This is a genomic window from Pseudomonas sp. P8_229, from assembly GCF_034008635.1.
In the GTDB taxonomy this organism is placed as follows: domain Bacteria; phylum Pseudomonadota; class Gammaproteobacteria; order Pseudomonadales; family Pseudomonadaceae; genus Aquipseudomonas.
In genome coordinates this window covers 2,535,211-2,551,994 of sequence record NZ_CP125378.1, presented here as the reverse complement: position 1 = coordinate 2,551,994, position 16,784 = coordinate 2,535,211, and the positions used below count along the sequence as shown (strand labels likewise).

General features: G+C 62.2%; 18 protein-coding genes. 7 read left to right on the top strand and 11 right to left on the bottom strand.

Features of this window, described 5'->3' with window-relative positions; genetic code table 11:
- Positions 1 to 9 precede the first annotated feature (9 nt).
- Both mutM and QMK55_RS11605 read left to right on the top strand, forming a co-directional pair.
- A complete protein-coding gene (gene mutM / locus QMK55_RS11610; RefSeq protein WP_102358741.1) occupies positions 10 to 822 on the top strand; it encodes a bifunctional DNA-formamidopyrimidine glycosylase/DNA-(apurinic or apyrimidinic site) lyase in 813 nt (270 codons plus the stop codon).
- A 69-nt stretch (positions 823 to 891) separates the two neighbouring features.
- Positions 892 to 1,215, top strand: a complete 324-nt coding sequence (locus QMK55_RS11605; RefSeq protein WP_025112081.1) for a hypothetical protein — start codon at positions 892 to 894, stop codon at positions 1,213 to 1,215.
- A 125-nt stretch (positions 1,216 to 1,340) separates the two neighbouring features.
- On the opposite strand, the gene QMK55_RS11600 is transcribed toward QMK55_RS11605, so the two are convergent.
- The 5 genes from QMK55_RS11600 to QMK55_RS11580 form a co-directional block, all read right to left on the bottom strand.
- Positions 1,341 to 1,592, bottom strand: a complete 252-nt coding sequence (locus QMK55_RS11600; protein ID WP_003195146.1) for a YfhL family 4Fe-4S dicluster ferredoxin — start codon at positions 1,590 to 1,592, stop codon at positions 1,341 to 1,343.
- 102 nt (positions 1,593 to 1,694) lie between these two features.
- Entirely contained in the window at positions 1,695 to 2,174 is a 480-nt protein-coding gene (coaD, locus tag QMK55_RS11595) for a pantetheine-phosphate adenylyltransferase (protein WP_003229157.1), read from the bottom strand.
- Positions 2,175 to 2,289: 115 nt separating this feature from the next.
- Positions 2,290 to 3,885: a GMC family oxidoreductase gene (locus tag QMK55_RS11590; protein WP_320329215.1), complete on the bottom strand. Its 1,596-nt coding sequence runs from the start codon at positions 3,883 to 3,885 to the stop codon at positions 2,290 to 2,292.
- A 121-nt stretch (positions 3,886 to 4,006) separates the two neighbouring features.
- Entirely contained in the window at positions 4,007 to 4,552 is a 546-nt protein-coding gene (locus tag QMK55_RS11585; RefSeq protein WP_102358743.1) for a twin-arginine translocation pathway signal protein, read from the bottom strand.
- A gap of 28 nt (positions 4,553 to 4,580) precedes the next feature.
- Positions 4,581 to 6,011, bottom strand: coding sequence for a coniferyl aldehyde dehydrogenase (locus tag QMK55_RS11580; protein ID WP_320329214.1), 1,431 nt, complete (start codon positions 6,009 to 6,011; stop codon positions 4,581 to 4,583).
- 145 nt (positions 6,012 to 6,156) lie between these two features.
- Here QMK55_RS11580 and QMK55_RS11575 point away from each other — a divergent pair, with 145 nt between their 5' ends.
- Both QMK55_RS11575 and QMK55_RS11570 read left to right on the top strand, forming a co-directional pair.
- Entirely contained in the window at positions 6,157 to 6,828 is a 672-nt protein-coding gene (locus QMK55_RS11575; protein ID WP_102358745.1) for a TetR/AcrR family transcriptional regulator, read from the top strand.
- A 31-nt stretch (positions 6,829 to 6,859) separates the two neighbouring features.
- On the top strand, positions 6,860 to 7,714 hold the full coding sequence (locus tag QMK55_RS11570) for a sulfurtransferase (RefSeq protein WP_102358746.1): 855 nt from the start codon (positions 6,860 to 6,862) through the stop codon (positions 7,712 to 7,714).
- A gap of 97 nt (positions 7,715 to 7,811) precedes the next feature.
- Here the strand turns inward: QMK55_RS11570 and QMK55_RS11565 are convergent, their stop codons facing one another.
- The 6 genes from QMK55_RS11565 to QMK55_RS11540 all read right to left on the bottom strand — a co-directional run bounded on the left by QMK55_RS11565 (position 7,812) and on the right by QMK55_RS11540 (position 13,510).
- On the bottom strand, positions 7,812 to 8,675 hold the full coding sequence (locus QMK55_RS11565) for an AraC family transcriptional regulator (RefSeq protein WP_320329213.1): 864 nt from the start codon (positions 8,673 to 8,675) through the stop codon (positions 7,812 to 7,814).
- On the bottom strand, positions 8,672 to 9,670 hold the full coding sequence (locus QMK55_RS11560) for a hydrolase (RefSeq protein WP_320329212.1): 999 nt from the start codon (positions 9,668 to 9,670) through the stop codon (positions 8,672 to 8,674). Before QMK55_RS11560 ends, QMK55_RS11565 begins: the two co-directional genes overlap by 4 nt.
- 52 nt (positions 9,671 to 9,722) lie before the next feature.
- Positions 9,723 to 10,328 carry a 16S rRNA (guanine(966)-N(2))-methyltransferase RsmD gene (gene rsmD / locus QMK55_RS11555; RefSeq protein WP_102358749.1) on the bottom strand — a complete coding sequence of 202 codons (606 nt, stop codon included), beginning with the start codon at positions 10,326 to 10,328 and terminating at the stop codon, positions 9,723 to 9,725.
- A complete protein-coding gene (locus QMK55_RS11550) occupies positions 10,328 to 11,815 on the bottom strand; it encodes a pitrilysin family protein (protein WP_320329211.1) in 1,488 nt (495 codons plus the stop codon). Before QMK55_RS11550 ends, rsmD begins: the two co-directional genes overlap by 1 nt.
- A complete protein-coding gene (locus QMK55_RS11545) occupies positions 11,808 to 13,163 on the bottom strand; it encodes a M16 family metallopeptidase (RefSeq protein ID WP_025112091.1) in 1,356 nt (451 codons plus the stop codon). Before QMK55_RS11545 ends, QMK55_RS11550 begins: the two co-directional genes overlap by 8 nt.
- Positions 13,164 to 13,315: 152 nt before the next feature.
- Positions 13,316 to 13,510 (bottom strand): hypothetical protein, encoded by a 195-nt coding sequence (locus QMK55_RS11540; protein WP_025112092.1) that lies wholly within the window; start codon positions 13,508 to 13,510, stop codon positions 13,316 to 13,318.
- On the opposite strand from QMK55_RS11540, the gene ftsY reads away from it, so the two are divergent.
- The 3 genes from ftsY to ftsX are packed head-to-tail and all read left to right on the top strand — an operon-like array spanning position 13,509 to position 16,731.
- The gene (gene ftsY / locus QMK55_RS11535; protein WP_320329210.1) at positions 13,509 to 15,041 is read left to right on the top strand and encodes a signal recognition particle-docking protein FtsY; all 1,533 of its coding nucleotides are present in this window, start codon (positions 13,509 to 13,511) and stop codon (positions 15,039 to 15,041) included. The two genes, QMK55_RS11540 and ftsY, sit on opposite strands and share 2 nt — an antisense overlap.
- Positions 15,038 to 15,709, top strand: coding sequence for a cell division ATP-binding protein FtsE (gene ftsE / locus QMK55_RS11530; RefSeq protein WP_003229148.1), 672 nt, complete (start codon positions 15,038 to 15,040; stop codon positions 15,707 to 15,709). The genes ftsY and ftsE overlap by 4 nt, the downstream gene beginning before the upstream one ends.
- Positions 15,706 to 16,731, top strand: a complete 1,026-nt coding sequence (gene ftsX / locus QMK55_RS11525) for a permease-like cell division protein FtsX (protein WP_025112094.1) — start codon at positions 15,706 to 15,708, stop codon at positions 16,729 to 16,731. The genes ftsE and ftsX overlap by 4 nt, the downstream gene beginning before the upstream one ends.
- Positions 16,732 to 16,784: the final 53 nt, after the last annotated feature.

Here is a 16,784-nt window from a genome sequence, read left to right as displayed (position 1 = left end):
GAGGACACCATGCCTGAACTGCCGGAAGTCGAAACCACCCGCCGGGGCATTGCCCCGCACCTGGAAGGCCAGCGCGTCAGCCGGGTGATCGTGCGTGATCGCCGGTTGCGCTGGCCGATCCCCGAAGACCTTGATGTGCGCCTGTCCGGACAGCGCATCGTGTTGGTCGAGCGGCGAGCCAAGTATCTGTTGATCAACGCCGAGGTCGGCACCTTGATCAGTCACCTGGGGATGTCGGGCAACCTGCGTCTGGTGGAGGTCGGGCTGCCGGCGTTGAAGCATGAGCACGTCGATATCGAGCTGGAATCCGGGCTGGCCCTGCGCTACACCGATCCGCGACGCTTCGGCGCTATGCTCTGGAGCACCGATCCGCTCAATCACGAATTGCTGATTCGCCTCGGGCCGGAACCGTTGACCGACCTGTTCGACGGCGAGCGCCTGTTCCAGCTGTCGCGCGGGCGTTCGATGGCGGTCAAGCCGTTCATCATGGACAACGCGGTGGTGGTCGGCGTCGGCAATATTTATGCGACCGAAGCCCTGTTCGCTGCCGGGATCGACCCACGCCGCGAGGCCAAGAGCATCTCCCGGGCGCGTTATCTGAAGCTGGCCATCGAGATCAAGCGCATTCTTGCCGCGGCCATCGAGCGCGGCGGCACCACGTTGCGTGATTTCATTGGCGGTGACGGGCAGCCGGGGTATTTCCAGCAAGAGCTGTTTGTCTATGGCCGTGGCAGTGAGCACTGCAAGGTCTGCGGCACCGGCCTGCGGGAAGTGAAGCTCGGTCAGCGGGCCAGTGTCTTCTGCCCGCGCTGCCAGAGCTGAGGCAAAAGGCTGAAAAACTCCTACGGTCTATAGTGAGTTGTCTCACTGTTCAGCCCGAAGGATCGTGCCATGAAGCCCCTGCAAGTCCTGCTCATTGCGCTGCTGTTGTGTTCCAGTCTACCGACCCGGGCGACGGAGGGCGGCAGCGGTGACCCACGCTATGCGATTCAGAACCCTCCGGCCTACGCCATGATTGGCGACTTGCTGATCGCCCGCCCGCTGCTGGTGGTGGCGACGGTGTTGGGGGCCGGGGTGTTCGTGGTGTCGTTGCCGTTTACCGCGCTGGGTGGCGGGGTGGGCGATGCCGGGCAAGCGTTAGTGGTCGACCCGGCGAAAGCGGCGTTCGTGCGCTGCCTGGGGTGTACGGGGGAGGGATTCGAGCAGCGCGAGTGAGCTGATCCAGGTTTTGCGGTGTGGCTGACGGCCTCATCGCGAGCAGGCTCACTCCTACAGGGAAACGCATTCCAAATGTAGGAGTGAGCCTGCTCGCGATGGCGTCGGTACGGGCGCTGAAGAACTCAGGCCTTGCCGGTAATCTTGCGGTACTTCTCCATCAACTGTTCTTCAGTCTCCGGATGCGCTTCGTCCAGTGGAATGCAATCCACCGGGCAGACCTGCTGGCACTGCGGCTCGTCGTAGTGGCCGACGCACTGCGTGCACAGGTTCGGGTCGATCACGTAGATCTCTTCGCCTTGGGAAATGGCGGCGTTCGGGCACTCGGGTTCGCAGACGTCGCAGTTGATGCAATCGTCGGTGATGATCAGGGACATGCTAACTCCAGCCGGGGCGGCAGGCCCGGGCGCTATAAATCAATGCGCGTAATTGTGCCGCATTGGCGCCCGCAGTGCACGCGGGCGCCGTTTGAACGGTCGTTACTTCTTGAAGCGCAGGGTCAGGGCATCGGCCACGGCCGGGTGCACGAACTTGCTGATATCGCCGCCCAGCGCGGCAATTTCCCGCACCAGGGTCGAGGAAATGAACGAATAACGCTCGGACGGGGTGAGAAACAGGCTCTCTACGTCCGGTGCGAGTTGGCGGTTCATGTTGGCCAGCTGGAATTCGTATTCGAAGTCCGACACCGCACGCAGACCACGCAGGAACACGTTGGCGTTCTGCTCTTTGGCGAAATGCGCCAGCAGCGTCGAGAAACCGACCACTTCCACGTTCGGCAGGTGTTTGGTGACCTCGCGAGCCAGTTCAACCCGTTGTTCCAGCGGGAACAGCGGATTTTTCTTCGGGCTGGCAGCGACCGCAATGATCACGTGATCGAACAGGCGCGAGGCGCGTTCGACCAGATCGCCATGGCCCTTGGTAATAGGGTCGAAGGTACCTGGGTACAACACTCGGTTCATCGCGTCGTCCTGGCGGGAGTCCGTTGGGGAGTCGGATGGTATCGCAGCCGTCCCGGTCGGCCAAGTCGCCTGTTGGGTAAGAAAGCACTATAGACGACGCGATAAATCGGTTTTTTCACGGATTTCTAAGCCGATCGGCGAGGGACGTCGCCAGTTGTGCGGTCAGTCCGTACACCGACAATTGCGGGTTGGCGCCAATGCTGGTGGGGAACAGCGAGCCATCGTGAATCGACAGATTGCTCAGTTGATGGTGCCGGCCGAGGCTGTCGGTGACCGCACTTTTCGGGTCTTCGCCCATCGCACAACCGCCCATCACGTGGGCACTGCCCAGGCGCGTGCGATACAGCTCAAGGCTCAGACCGTCGATCAGCGTGCGGGCTTCGGCCAGGGTTTTCACGTAGCGCGCATCGGCGTGCATCGGCATCACCGATTTGGCGCCGCCGGCAAACTGGATCTCGGCCATGCTGTGAAAGGCGCGGCGCAAGCCTTCCCAGGCGTAAGGCGAGACCTGATAGTCGAGCACCGGAGAGCCATCGCCGCGCAACTCGACACTGCCGCCGACGCTGTCCGGGTGGAAGCCGTCGCGCAGCAGGGCCAGCATCGCGTGGGTGTGTGGCAGATCAGCCATGTGTTCGGCGTTCTGTGTGCCGAAACCGCCGAGCAATGTCGTGGCCAGCGCCGGCTGCAGCGGTGGCACTTCGAGTTTGTAGCCCATCGGCCCGGTGGTGCCGTCCTTCCACTGGAAATAATCCGAGTAGATCGACTGCGGCGCGCCGTAGAACGGGTTGATCACTTCGTCGAAACGTCCGGCGGACATGTTCACCAGATGCAGGAAGGTGCGTTTTCCGAGGCGCTGATGCGGATCCGGAGCATCCGAGCGCAGCAGCAGTGCGGGGCTGTTGATGCCGCCGCCGGCCAGCACGTAATGCTGCGCCTTGACGGTGATTTTGCGTCCGGTCGGCTCGACGCAGCGCTCATCCATTGCCACGCATTGCAGGCCGGTGATTTTGTCGCCGCTGATCAACAGTTTTTCCGCTCGGGCCAGGTACAGCAGCTCGCCGCCCTTTTCCAGGGTCGCGGGGATGGTGGTGACCATCATCGATTGCTTGGCGTTGGTCGGGCAGCCCATGCCGCAATAGCCGAGGTTCCAGCAGCCGCGCACATTGCGCGGGATCACGTGCCAGCTGTAACCGAGTTGCTCGCAGCCCTTGCGGATCACGTCGTTGTTGGCATTGGGCGGAACCATCCATGGTGCGACACCCAGGCGTTGTTCCATTTTCTCGAACCACGGCGCCATTTCGGCCGGGCTGTGGCCTTTGACGTTGTGTTCCTTGGCCCAGTGCTCGAGCGTCGGCTCCGGGGTACGGAAGCTCGATGTCCAGTTGATCAGCGTGGTGCCACCCACGGCACGGCCCTGCAGGATGGTGATCGCGCCATCCTTGCTCATGCGGCCGATGCCTTCTTGATAGAGGCTGCTGTAGGCCTGGTCTTCGAGCATCTTGAAATCGGAGCTGGTCTTGAGCAGGCCTTCTTCGATCAGCAGCACTTTGTAGCCGGCGGCGCTGAGGATTTCCGCCGTGGTGCCGCCACCGGCGCCGCTGCCGATGATGGCCACGTCGGCTTGCAGCGTCAGGTCGTTGCTCAGTTGTGCGCCGTTGTAGGTTTTCCAGCCACGGGCGAGGCCTTCGCGGAACGGGTCGGGTACGGGCATCGGTCAGGTTCTCTTGTTTTTGTTGTTCTTGCGGGCCCCTTCGCGAGCAAGCCCGCTCCCACAGGGGAATGCATTTCAAAATGTGGGAGCGGGCTTGCTCGCGAAAGGCGCGGCGCCGATTTCAGACGGTAGGCGGGCCCGGGTAGCCGCAATGCCCCCACGATTCCGCGCGGGTGTACCAGGCCATCAGCACCATTTGTTGCAGTGAGCTATGCCCCATTTTCAACAAACTCAATGAGCTGTTTTCCCAGCGTTCGAGGAAGTGGCGCATCGCCTCGGGGCTGGCGTTTTCCCAACTGCCCCAGATGCCGGTGAGCGGGCCGCGTGTGACGGCCATGCCGAGCACATCGAACAGTTGCCGGGTGAGTTTGAGCATCTCCGGCGACAGGTGATCGAGGCTGTAGTCCAGCGACTTGAGCGTGCCATCGACGGCGCCGGGCATTTTTTCGCTCGCCACGGCGCCGTCGAGCATCACCGGAATCAAGGCGCGCAGGAACAACAGGTCGCCGTCGCGCAAGGTGACGAAGCCGTTGGCGGCGACACTCGATGAGCAGCCACTGAGGCTGGCGCCAAGGCCGGCGGTGGCGAGGAATGCAGTGGCGCCGAGGCTGAATTTCAGCAGACCACGGCGCGACAGGGCAGGTGTTTCGGTCAGGCTTGGGTGCATTGTTGTTATTACCCGGCGGTGACGACGATTAGCGGATGAACAGCTTCTGGATCAGTTTCTGAATCGATTTACCGTAAGGCGGGTAAATCAGTTTGGCGGCATTGAAGCGCTGTTTGATCAGCACACCTTTGGCCTTGCTGAAGGTCAGGAAACCTTCATGGCCGTGATAGTGGCCCATGCCCGAAGGGCCGATGCCGCCGAATGGCATGTCGTCCTGCGCCACATGCAGCAGGGTGTCGTTCAGGCACACGCCGCCGGAGTGGGTTTCGTGCAGTACGCGGTTCTGTTCGCGTTTGTCGTAGCCAAAGTAGTAAAGCGCCAGAGGACGCGGCCGCTGATTGATGTAGGCAAATGCCTGGTCCAGATCCTGGTACGGCACGATCGGCAGCAGCGGGCCGAAGATTTCGTCCTGCATCACGATCATCTCGTCACTGACGTTCAGCAACAGGCTGTGCGGCATGCGCCGGCCCTGACCCTGTTCGAACAGCGGGATCAGCAGCGCGCCCTTGCTGGTGGCGTCGCTGACATAATTGTTGAGCCGGGCCAGTTGGCGCTCGTTGATGATCGCGGTGTAGTCCGGGTTGTCGGCAAGGGTGGGATAGAAGTTGTTGACCACCTGACGATAGGCTTCGACGAACGCGCCGACACGGTCTTGCGGCACCAGCACGTAATCGGGGGCGACGCAGGTCTGTCCGGCATTCAGGGTCTTGCCGAAGGCAATGCGTTCGGCGGCGTCCTTGAGCGGCACGTCGCGCGAGACGATGGCCGGGGATTTGCCGCCCAGTTCGAGGGTCACCGGGGTCAGGTTTTCCGCCGCAGCGCGCATCACGTGTTTGCCGATGCTGGTGGCGCCGGTGAACAGCAGGTGATCAAAGCGCAGACGGGAAAACGCCACGCCGACGTCCGACTCACCGAGCACCACGCACACCAGATCTTCGGGGAAGATTCGCGCCAGTAAGGCCTTGAGCAGCAGCCCGGTGGCGGGCGTCGATTCACTAAGCTTGAGCATCACCCGGTTGCCCGCCGCCAGTGCGCCGACCAGCGGGCCGATGGCCAGATACAACGGGTAGTTCCACGGGACGATGATGCCGACCACGCCGAGGGGTTGATACACCACTTTCGCCGACGCCGGCTGAAAAGCCATGCCGACTTTGCGCCGCGAGGACTTCATCCAGCCCTTGAGGTGGCGACTGGCGTAATGAATGCCGTGCAGGCTGGGCATCAGTTCGGCGAGCAGGGTTTCATCGGCGCTGCGATGGCTGAAATCCGTGCTGATGGCGTCGATCAGGGCCTGACGCTCATCGCTGAGCAAGTAGCGCAATGCCTTGAGCCATTGCTGACGCTGGGCTGCCGGCGGCATCGGGTTGGCGGCATAGGCGGCGCGCTGTGCCGCGAAGAGCCGGTCGAGCTCTTCCAGTGGCTGTTGCAGCGTTTGCAGGTAAGCAATGTCGGCAGTCATCGTCTGCTCCTGATTTATTGTAGTGAGGACTTTTTAGAGTCTATGCTCTACAAAGTCAAATGACTTCCCGACACAGCTTTGTTTTATCCATTTCCGGTTAGGTCGTAAGATGCCCCTCACCGCACTCTGAATTAAAGCTCAAGCCATGGCCCCACGAATAAAAACCAGCGAGCGCATCGTGCAGAACAGCCTCGAACTGTTCAACCAGCAGGGCGAGCGCAGCATCAGTACCAACCACATTGCGGCCCACATGGAGATTTCTCCGGGCAACCTGTACTACCACTTCCCCAACAAGCAGGCGATCATCGCCGTACTGTTCAGTGAGTACGAAAGCCTTGTGGACAGCTTTCTGCGCCCGCCGCAGGGGCGTGTTGCCACGGTCGAAGACAAGCGCTATTACCTCAAGGAGCTGCTGTCGGCGATGTGGGGCTATCGCTTTTTGCATCGCGATCTGGAACACCTGCTCGACAGCGATCCCGATCTGGCGGCGCGCTACCGGCGGTTCTCCCAGCGCTGCGTGATCCAGGGCATGGCAATCTACGAGGGATTTGTGGCGGCTGGCATTCTCAAGATGGATCGGGTGCAAATCGAATCCCTGACGATCAATGCCTGGATCATCCTCACCTCCTGGGTGCGCTTTCTGTGCACCACCCGGGAAAATTCCAACCACCTCAGCGAGCAGGCCATCAAGCGTGGCGTGTATCAGGTGCTGGTGCTGGAAGCCGGGTTCGTCACCGATCAGGCGCGCGAAGAGGTGAATGCCTTGTTTGACGAGTTTTACGTGCCGCTGGCCCAGGCCCTCGAGGAAGGGCAGTAACCCATTTCGAAGTCGCTCACAGGAGTCCGTTATGCCGATTGCGCAACTGATCAGCCCGAACGCACTGGATGCCCGCAAGGAGCAACCGGGGCTGGTGATTCTCGATTGTCGTTTTGCCCTCGAAGACCCGGACTACGGGCAGCGCAGCTACGCCGAAGGGCACATTGCCGGCGCCCGTTTCGCCGACCTTGAGCGTGATCTCAGTGGCAAGGTGATCAAAGGCGTGACCGGACGCCATCCGCTGCCCGAGCCGGCAGCATTGATCGAACGCCTGCAAACCTGGGGCATCAATGCCGACAGCGATGTGGTGCTTTACGACGACGGTCCCGGCGCCTACGCGGCCCGGGCCTGGTGGTTACTGGCGTGGCTGGGCAAGCGCGACGGTGTGTTCATTCTCGACGGTGGGCTCAAGGCCTGGCACGCGGCGGGGTTGCCGCTGAGCCTGGATGCGCCAGCGGTCAGCCGGGGCAACTTCAGCGGTCAGCCGGACATGAAACTGCTGCTGAGCGCCGAACAATTGCAGAAACGCCTTGCTCAGCCGTCGCTGACGTTGCTCGACGCCCGGGCCTTGCCGCGCTTCAAGGGTGAGGTGGAGCCGATCGACCCGATTGCCGGGCACATTCCCGGCGCGCAATGCGCGGCGTTCACCGACAACCTCGGCAGCGACGGGCGCTTTCTGCCGGCGGATCAGCTCAAGCAGCGTTTTGCCGCGAAACTCGGTGAGCGCTCGCCAGCGGAACTGGTTGCCTATTGCGGTTCCGGGGTGACGGCGTGTCACAACCTGTTTGCGTTGTGCCTGGCGGGTTATCCGTTGGGTTCGTTGTATGCCGGGTCGTGGAGTGAGTGGATCAACGAGCCGGCTCGCGGGATCGCCACGGGCGAGTGATCACCACGAAGTTCTCCCTGTAGGAGTGAGCCTGCTCGCGATAGCGTCGTGTCTGTCGACATCAATGTTGCATGAGCGGCCGTCATCGCGAGCAGGCTCACTCCGACAAAGGGGATTCGGTGTTTGAAGGTATTTGTCGGGCACTGCGATACGCCGCCGGCCCCACGCCATACACCTGCTTGAACTGCCGGCTCAGATGACTCTGGTCGGCAAAGCCCAGTTGCATGGCGACTTCCACTGGCAGACAACCGTGCTGCAATAACCCCCGTGCAGTGGCGATGCGCTGCTGCATCAGCCAGGTGTGCGGCGGCATGCCGGTGGCGCGGCGGAATACCCGGGCGAAGTGGAAGGGCGACAGGTTCACCGCAGCGGCCAACTCTTCCAGCGATGGCGGCGCGGCCAGTTGCGCATGCAATAACTCCTTGGCCATCACCACCGCGCGGTGTTCCTTGCCCGGCTTGCCGTTGATCTGCACCGCGGCATGGCGCTGCAACAGCAGCATCATCATCTCGCGCCACACCGTCTGCTGTTGCAGCGCGGTGGCGGGGCTTTCCAGCAGCCGATGCAACTGACAGAAACCATTGACCAGATCCGGGTCGCGGTAGAGCGTCGCGCCAAAGGCAGGCATGGGCGCGGTGGGCAGTTCCAGTTCCTCAAGCAAGGACACGATCTGCCCGGTGTCGGGGTAAAACGCCCGGTACAGCCAGCCGTCCTCGGTGCCCTTGTGCCCGGTGTGCAATTCGTCCGGGTTGATCAGCACCAGCGTTCCGCTGCCGGCCAGGTGTTCGGCGCCGCGATAGCGATAGCGATAGCGCTGGGCGCCGGCCATGATCATGCCGATCACATAGCCGTCGTGGACGTGCGGGGCGAAGCGATGTTCGATGTAGCGCGCCGACAGCAACTCGACACCGGCCAGTGGCGCGGTTTGCCAGAAACGGATCGACTCGCTCTGATCGCTCATTGCGTCACGCCGGCCAGCCATTGCGGGATGCGTCGTTCCAGGTAGTAACCGGGCTGGCGGAACGAGCCATCGACAAAGCCGACATGCCCACCCCTGGTCTGCAACTCGAACTGGGTAGTGGCGGACAGCTCCTCGGCCGTCGGCAGGCTGTGGGGGAATACGAATGGATCGTCGGCGGCCTGAATGATCAGGGTCGGCGTGCGGATCTCTCCGAGAAAGTAGCGACTCGACGCCTGGCGATAGTAATCCTCGGCATCGGTAAAACCGTGCAGCGGCGCGGTGACCCGGCCATCGAAGTCCCAGAAGGTGCGCATGTTCTCCAGTGAGCCGAGCGCCGCCAGTGCTGCCAGGCCATCTTCGCGCCCGTCGTGCTGGAACTGACGCTGCTTGTTCTTGATGTAGGCGACCATCTCGCGCATGAAGTGCGCCTGATAGACCTTGGAAAAACCCTGGCCGATCCGGTCCGCGCATTGATCGAGGCGAAACGGTACCGACACCGCCACCGCACCGAGTACGCCGCTGTCGCTGCCGGTTTCGCCCAGATGTTTGAGCAGCACGTTGCCGCCCAATGAATAGCCGACCGCATACAGCGGCGCCAGCGGCCGTTGGGCGCGCAGGTGCTTGATGGCTTCGGCGAGGTCCTCGCTGGCGCCCGAGTGGTAGCTGCGCGGCAGCAGATTCGGTTCACCGGAGCAACCGCGCCAGTTCAGCGCGACACTGGCCCAGCCTTGCGCAGCGAGCGCGACCTGGATCCCGGCGACATAAGGCGAATTGGAAGAGCCGGTCAGCCCATGCAGCACCAGCACCAATGGCGCCTCGGCGCTGTGCGGGCCATGCCAGTCGAGATCGAGGAAATCACCGTCGTCCAGCCACAGGCGTTCGCGTTGGCGATCAAGGTGTACGGTTTTGCGCCACAGCGACCCCCACAAGGTTTGCAGGTGCGGATTGCCGAGGCCGAAGGCGGGGGTGAAGCGTTCAGTTTCCAGAGGGCACACACCTTTTGTGGTGAGGGAGCAAGCTCCCTCACCACAGGGTTCTTCAATACTTTCAGTTGACTGCCATACGTTGCCACAACGCGTAGTACACCCGCCCGGATTTCTGCTCGCGGTGCAGGCGCCAGTTGCCCGGCAAACCCAGCGTCGAAGGCGCGGTCTCGCTTTCAGTGTAGATCCACGAGTCGGGTGCGAGCCATTGGCGTTCTTCCAGCAGGGTGCAGACGGCTGGCAGCAGGTTCTGGTTGAACGGCGGATCGAGAAACACCAGGTCGAACGGCGTGGCGACCTGGGTTTCCAGATAGCGCAGGGCGTCGGCGGTCTGCACCTGGCCGTTGGTGCAGCGCAGGGTGCCTAGGTGTTCCTTCAGGCTCGATACGGCGAGGTGGCTGGCGTCCAGCGCCTGTCCCATGGCCGCGCCACGGGACAGCGCTTCGAGAAACAGCGCGCCGCTGCCGGCGAACGGGTCCAGCACCTTGGCCCCGGCCACATACGGCGCGAGCCAGTTGAACAGGGTTTCGCGCACACGGTCCGGCGTCGGGCGCAGGCCCGGCGCATCGGGGAAGCTCAGTTTGCGGCTGCGCCATTCGCCGCCGATGATGCGCAGCTGGTTCACACCGTTGTGGACGTTCTGCGCAGGTTTTTTAGGACGAATAGCCATTAATGCTCCGGAACCCCGAGCGGTTGCTCGGCAGGTTTATCAGATGGGGCCGGTAACGGCTTTTGCGGCACGGTCGGGCCAGCGCTGACGATGACCATTTTGTCCGTGCTCAGGTGTTTGTTCATCGCGTCTTTGACCTGTTCGACGGTCAGGCTCTGGGACTGACGCATGAAGTCATCCAGATAGCTCAGCGGCAGATTATAGAAGCCCATGGCGCCCAGTTGGCCGACGATATCGGCATTGCTCGCGGTGGACAGCGGGAAGCTGCCGGCCAGCTCGCGCTTGGCGTCGTCGAGTTCTTTCTGGGTCGGGCCGGTCTTCAGGTAATCGGCGAGCACGTCCTGCACCAGTTTCAGCGTGCCTTCGCTCATTTCCGCGCGGGTCTGCAGGTTGATCATGAACGGGCCACGGGCCTGCATCGGGCTGAACCCGGAGTACACGCCATAAGTCAGGCCGCGCTTCTCGCGCACTTCGCTCATCAGGCGGGTGCCGAAGCCGCCGCCACCGAGGATCTGGTTGCCCATCGACAGCGCTGCGTAATCGGGGTCGTCACGGTCGATGCCCAGTTGCGCGAGCAACAGGTTGGTCTGCTTGGACGGGAACTCGATGTGACCGATGCTCGCCTTGGGCTCCTGGGGCTGGGCGATTTTCGCCAGCGCCGGGCCTTTGGGCAGGGCGCCGGAGACCTGGTTGGCAATCGCCTCCGCTTCGGCGCGAGACAAGTCGCCGACCAGCGCGATCACCACGTTGCCGGCCGCATAGGCCTTGGCGTGGAACTCGCGCAGTTGCGCCAGCGTGATCTTCGGCACGCTCTGCACATTGCCGTCGCTGGAGTGGGCATACGGGTGATCACCGTACAAACGCTTCATGAGCTCCAGGCTGGCGAGTTTGCCGGGGTTCTGTTTCTGGTATTCGAAACCGGCGAGCATCTGGTTCTTGATGCGCGCGAAGGAGTCGGCCGGGAACGTCGGTTTACCCACCACTTCGGAGAACAGCTTGAGTGCTGGCTCACGTTGTTCGGCGGCACTCAGGCTGCGCAGCGAAGCCAGCGCCATGTCCTTGTAGGCGCCGTTGCCGAAATCCGCACCGAGGCTTTCGAAGCCCTGGGCGATGGCGCCGACGTCCTTGCCGGCCACGCCTTCGTTGAGCATGGCGTTGGTCAGGACTGCCAGGCCTGGTGCATTGCCGTCCTGGCTGCTGCCGGCGGCGAAGATCAGGCGCATGTCGAACATCGGCAGCTCATGGGCTTCGACGAACAGCACCTTGGCGCCACCGGCGGTGTTCCAGGTCTGCACGTCGAGCTTGCGGCTGGCCGGAGCCTTGCCGTCGAGTTCGGTCAGCGATTGCAGCTTCTGGCTGGTCTTGGCGTTATCCAGCGCCTCGCTGGCGTCGGTTTTGGCACCGGGCATCAGATAAAACGCGGCGGAGCCGATCACCGCGACGGCGATCAGGCCGAGCAGCAGGCGTGGGGATTTGCGCTCACTCATGAGTCGTCTCCAGTGGCAGGACGTGGGCGACGCTGAGACGTTCGCGGGTGAAATACAACTTGGCGGCGTTCTGGATGTCTTGCGGGGTCACGCTTTCCAGGTCGGCCAGTTCGGTGTCCATCAGTTTCCACGACAGGCCTACGGTCTCCAACTGGCCAATGGCGGTGGCCTGGCTGGTGATCGAGTCACGCTCGAACACCAGGCCAGCGATGACCTGTGCCCGCACGCGTTCCAGTTCTTCGGCGGACGGCGCGGTGGTTTTCAACTGCTCCAGCAGTTTCCACAGACCGGCTTCGGCCTGCGCCATGGTCTTTTTCTTCTGGGTGTTCGGTGTCGCCGACAAGGTGAACAGGCTGTCGCCCCGGGTGTAGGCGTCGTAGCTCGACGAACCGCCGGACACCAGCTCTTCGCCGCGCTCCAGTTGCGTCGGGATGCGTCCGCTGTAGCCGCCGTCGAGCAGCGCCGAGATCAGGCGCAGGGCATTGACCGAGCGCTTGTCTTCAGCGGTGGCGATGCTTGGCACGTTGAAACCGAGCATCAGGCTAGGCAGTTGAGTTTGCACGTGCAGAGTGATCTGGCGTTCACCGGGTTCGGCCAGCTCCAGTGGTTTCTTCGCCGGTGGCACGTCACGTTTGGCGATTGGCCCGAAGTAGCGCTGGGCGAGGGTCTTCACCTCGTCCGGGGTGACGTCGCCGACCACCACCAGCGTGGCATTGTTCGGCACATACCAGGATTGATACCAATGCCGCAGCTCCTCGACCTTCATCCGGTCCAGGTCAGCCATCCAGCCGATGGTCGGCGTGTGGTAGCCGCTGGCCGGGTAAGCCATCGCCTTGTAGCGCTCGTAAGCCTTGGACATCGGCTTGTCGTCGGTGCGCAGGCGGCGCTCCTCCTTGATGACTTCGATTTCCTTGGCGAACTCGTCAGCCGGCAGGCGCAGATTGGCCATGCGGTCGGCTTCCAGCTCAAAGGCTACGCCCAGACGATCGCGGGCCAGTACTTGGTAATAAGCAGTGAAGTCGTCGCTGGTGAATGCGTTCTCTTCGGCGCCCAGGTCGCGCAGGATCAACGAGGCTTCGCCGGGACCGACTTTCTCGCTGCCCTTGAACATCATGTGCTCAAGCGCGTGGGACAGACCGGTCTGGCCCGGGGTTTCGTAGCTGGAACCGACCTTGTACCAGACCTGCGACACCACCACTGGCGCGCGATGGTCTTCGCGCACGACGACCTTGAGGCCGTTGTCGAGGGTGAATTCGTGGGTCGGTTGCGGGTCGGCCGCCAGGGCCGAAAGGGGCAGGCAGACTGTGCTGAGCAGCAGGCCTGCAGCGCGGCGGGCTAGAGCATTCATTCGTTTTTTAACCTGTTGGGCTGCCCGCTTGGTCTTAGCCTAGGCGGGCGAGGAGGTGCTAGGATACTGATCCGTTTTACTGGCGGCCACGCCTATCAGGCCACTGATCGGTCTATAGGTTGTATGGGTTTCCGGCAGAAGCTTTGAGTTTGTCAGCTAAACTCTGCGTTTTCGCCGACGATGCCGTTCCAGTCCTTCGTATTAATCGACCTTTGAGGTGCCTGTGGCGCCTCGACAAAATGTTGCGCGTGAACAAGCTGGATGAAACACAGTCTGTTCTGCATCGAATATTTATTTGCCGGGGCGCCCTTATGGCGCGTCGCTACCGTGAGATAGCCGTCCTCCATGTTTGGTTCCAACGACGACAAGAAGACCCCAGCTGCGGCTGGCGAGAAGAAAAGCCTGTTCGGATGGCTGCGTAAGAAACCGCAGGAACCCGTCGTCGAACAGCCGCCTGCGACTCCTGAGCCAGCCCCTGCGCCGACTCCGGTAATAGAAGAAGAGCCGGCACCAATCGTGCTGCCGATTGCTGAGCCGGTGCTGCAACCGGTTGAGCCTGCGCCCGAGCCTGAAGCGCCTGTGGCGGCTGAATTGCCGCTGACTCCGGCGGCTGAGCCGTGGCTGACCTTGCCGGTGGCGGAAGAGCCGGTGGCATTGGTCGAAGAGGCTGCGCCGCACATCACGCCAGTGATTCCGGCGCCTGCCGCGTTGGTGTCTGAAGTTGCTTCGGCGCCGGTGGTTGAGCCCGTTGTCGAACTTGCGCCGGTTATTCCTGAACCCGTTGCTCCGGTGTTTGTTGCCCCGGTTGCTCCGGTCGTTCAACAAGCCGAACCTGCACCTGCACCTGCACCTGCACCTGCACCTGCACCGGTCGTCGTTGCGCCAGCCGTGCCGGTTGAAGTGGTGGCCGAGGCTCCAGTCGAAGCCCCGCGCACCGAAGAAACCAAGGCCGGTTTCTTCGCCCGCCTCAAACAAGGCTTGTCCAAGACCAGCGCCAGCATCGGCGAGGGCATGGCCAGCCTGTTCCTCGGCCGCAAAACCATCGATGACGATTTGCTCGATGACCTCGAAACCCGTCTGCTGACCGCCGACGTCGGTGTCGAAGCCACCACGCAGATCATCCAGCGCCTGACCCAGAAGGTCGCCCGCAAAGAACTGGCCGACGCCGATGCGCTGTACAAGTCGTTGCAGGCCGAACTGGCCGCGATGCTCAAGCCGGTTGAACAACCGCTGAAAATCGCCTCGCAGAACAAGCCATTCGTGATTCTGGTGGTTGGCGTCAACGGCGCCGGCAAGACCACCACCATCGGCAAACTGGCGAAGAAGCTGCAACTGGAAGGCAAGAAAGTCATGCTCGCCGCCGGTGACACGTTCCGCGCCGCTGCCGTTGAGCAGTTGCAGGTCTGGGGTGAACGCAACAAGATTCCGGTTATCGCCCAGCACACGGGTGCCGACTCGGCTTCGGTGATCTTCGACGCCGTGCAGGCCGCCAAGGCGCGTGGCATCGACGTACTGATCGCCGACACCGCCGGTCGTTTGCACACCAAAGACAACCTGATGGAAGAACTGAAGAAAGTTCGCCGGGTGATCGGCAAGCTCGACGCCGACGCGCCGCATGAAGTGCTGCTGGTGCTCGACGCCGGCACCGGGCAGAACGCCATCAACCAGGCCAAACAATTCAACCAGACCGTCGAACTGACTGGCCTGGCGCTGACCAAGCTGGACGGTACCGCCAAGGGTGGGGTGATTTTCGCCCTGGCCAAGCAGTTTGGCCTGCCGATCCGCTACATTGGCGTCGGTGAAGGCATCGACGATCTGCGTACCTTTGAAGCCGAACCCTTTGTCCAGGCATTGTTTGCCGAGCGGGAGCGTTCATGATTCGTTTCGAACAGGTCGGTAAACGCTACCCGAACGGTCACGTCGGCTTGCATGAGCTGAGCTTTCGAGTCCGTCGTGGCGAGTTTCTGTTTGTCACCGGTCACTCCGGTGCCGGCAAATCCACACTGTTGCGCCTGTTGCTGGCGATGGAACGTCCGACCAGCGGCAAGCTGCTGCTCGCCGGGCAAGACCTGAGCACCATCAGCAACGCGCAGATTCCATTTCTGCGCCGGCAGATCGGCGTGGTGTTCCAGAACCACCAGTTGCTGTTCGATCGCACGGTGTTCAACAACGTCGCACTGCCGCTGCAGATTCTCGGCTTGTCCAAGGCCGAGATCGCCAAGCGCGTCGATTCGGCGCTGGAGCGCGTGGCGCTGTCGGATAAAACCGATCTGTACCCGGGCGACCTGTCCACCGGTCAGCAACAGCGCGTCGGCATCGCCCGCGCCATCGTTCACCGCCCGGCCCTGCTGTTGGCGGACGAACCCACCGGTAACCTCGACCCGCGTCTGGCGGCCGAGATCATGGGCGTGTTCGAAGACATCAATCGGTTGGGCACCAGCGTACTGATCGCCAGTCACGACCTGGCGCTGATTGCGCGCATGCGTCACCGCATGCTGACCCTGCAACGCGGCCGATTGATCGGCGACGGGGAGGCTGGCGTATGAGTGCGACACGCAGTCCGAAGGTTTCCGAGCGCGTGGCCCCGAAAGCCGCCGACCCGCAACCACCGAAGAAGAAAAAACACGACGATGACGACGGCCCGGACTTTTCCACGCTGTTGCGGTCGTGGATCGAAAGCCATCGCGCCAGTCTGCTCGACAGTCTGCGCCGCCTCGGCAAGCAGCCGATCGGCAGCTTCTTCACCTGCATGGTGATGGCCGTGGCGCTAAGCCTGCCGATGGGCCTGTCGCTGCTGATCAACAACGTCGAGCGACTCGGCGGCTCGTGGCAGCGGGCGGCGCAGATTTCGCTGTACCTGCAACTGGACGCCACGCCGGATCAAGGCGAGTCGTTGCGCGAGCAGATCAAAGGCATGCCCGGTGTGGCTGATGCTGAATATGTCGGCCGCGATCAGGCGCTGGAAGAGTTCCAACAGCAGTCCGGTCTGGGCGAAGCCCTGCGCGAACTGCCGGAAAACCCGCTGCCGGGCGTGGTGCTGGTGACGCCGAAGGAGGTCGACAAGCCGACCCTGGAAGCATTAAGACAAAAACTTTCCGAGCTGCCCAAGGTACAACAGGCGCAACTTGATCTAGTCTGGGTCGAGCGTCTGGCCGCCATCCTCAAGCTCGGCGACCGGTTTGTCTTCGGTCTGACGGTGCTGCTGGTTTCTGCATTACTTTTGGTGATAGGCAATACCATTCGTCTTCATATTGAAAACCGCCGCACAGAGATAGAAGTGATTAAACTCGTCGGCGGCACCGACAGTTATGTGCGTCGTCCCTTTCTTTATATGGGCGCGTTATATGGCTTCGGTGCGGGAGTTCTGTCCTGGGGGGTGCTGGCGTTCGGCCTGAACTGGCTGAATGACGCGGTAGTTGGACTGGCCGGCTTGTACGGCAGTGATTTCGCGCTGGCCGGAGTGCCAGTTGCCGACGGTCTGTCGCTCTTGCTTGGCGCGGTGCTGTTGGGTTATATCGGTGCATGGATTGCAGTCGCACGTCATCTCAGGGAGCTGGCGCCGAAGTAGAATCTTTTTTGCGCGTGATTGACCTTGCGGTTTTTTTGGGAACTTGTACTTGA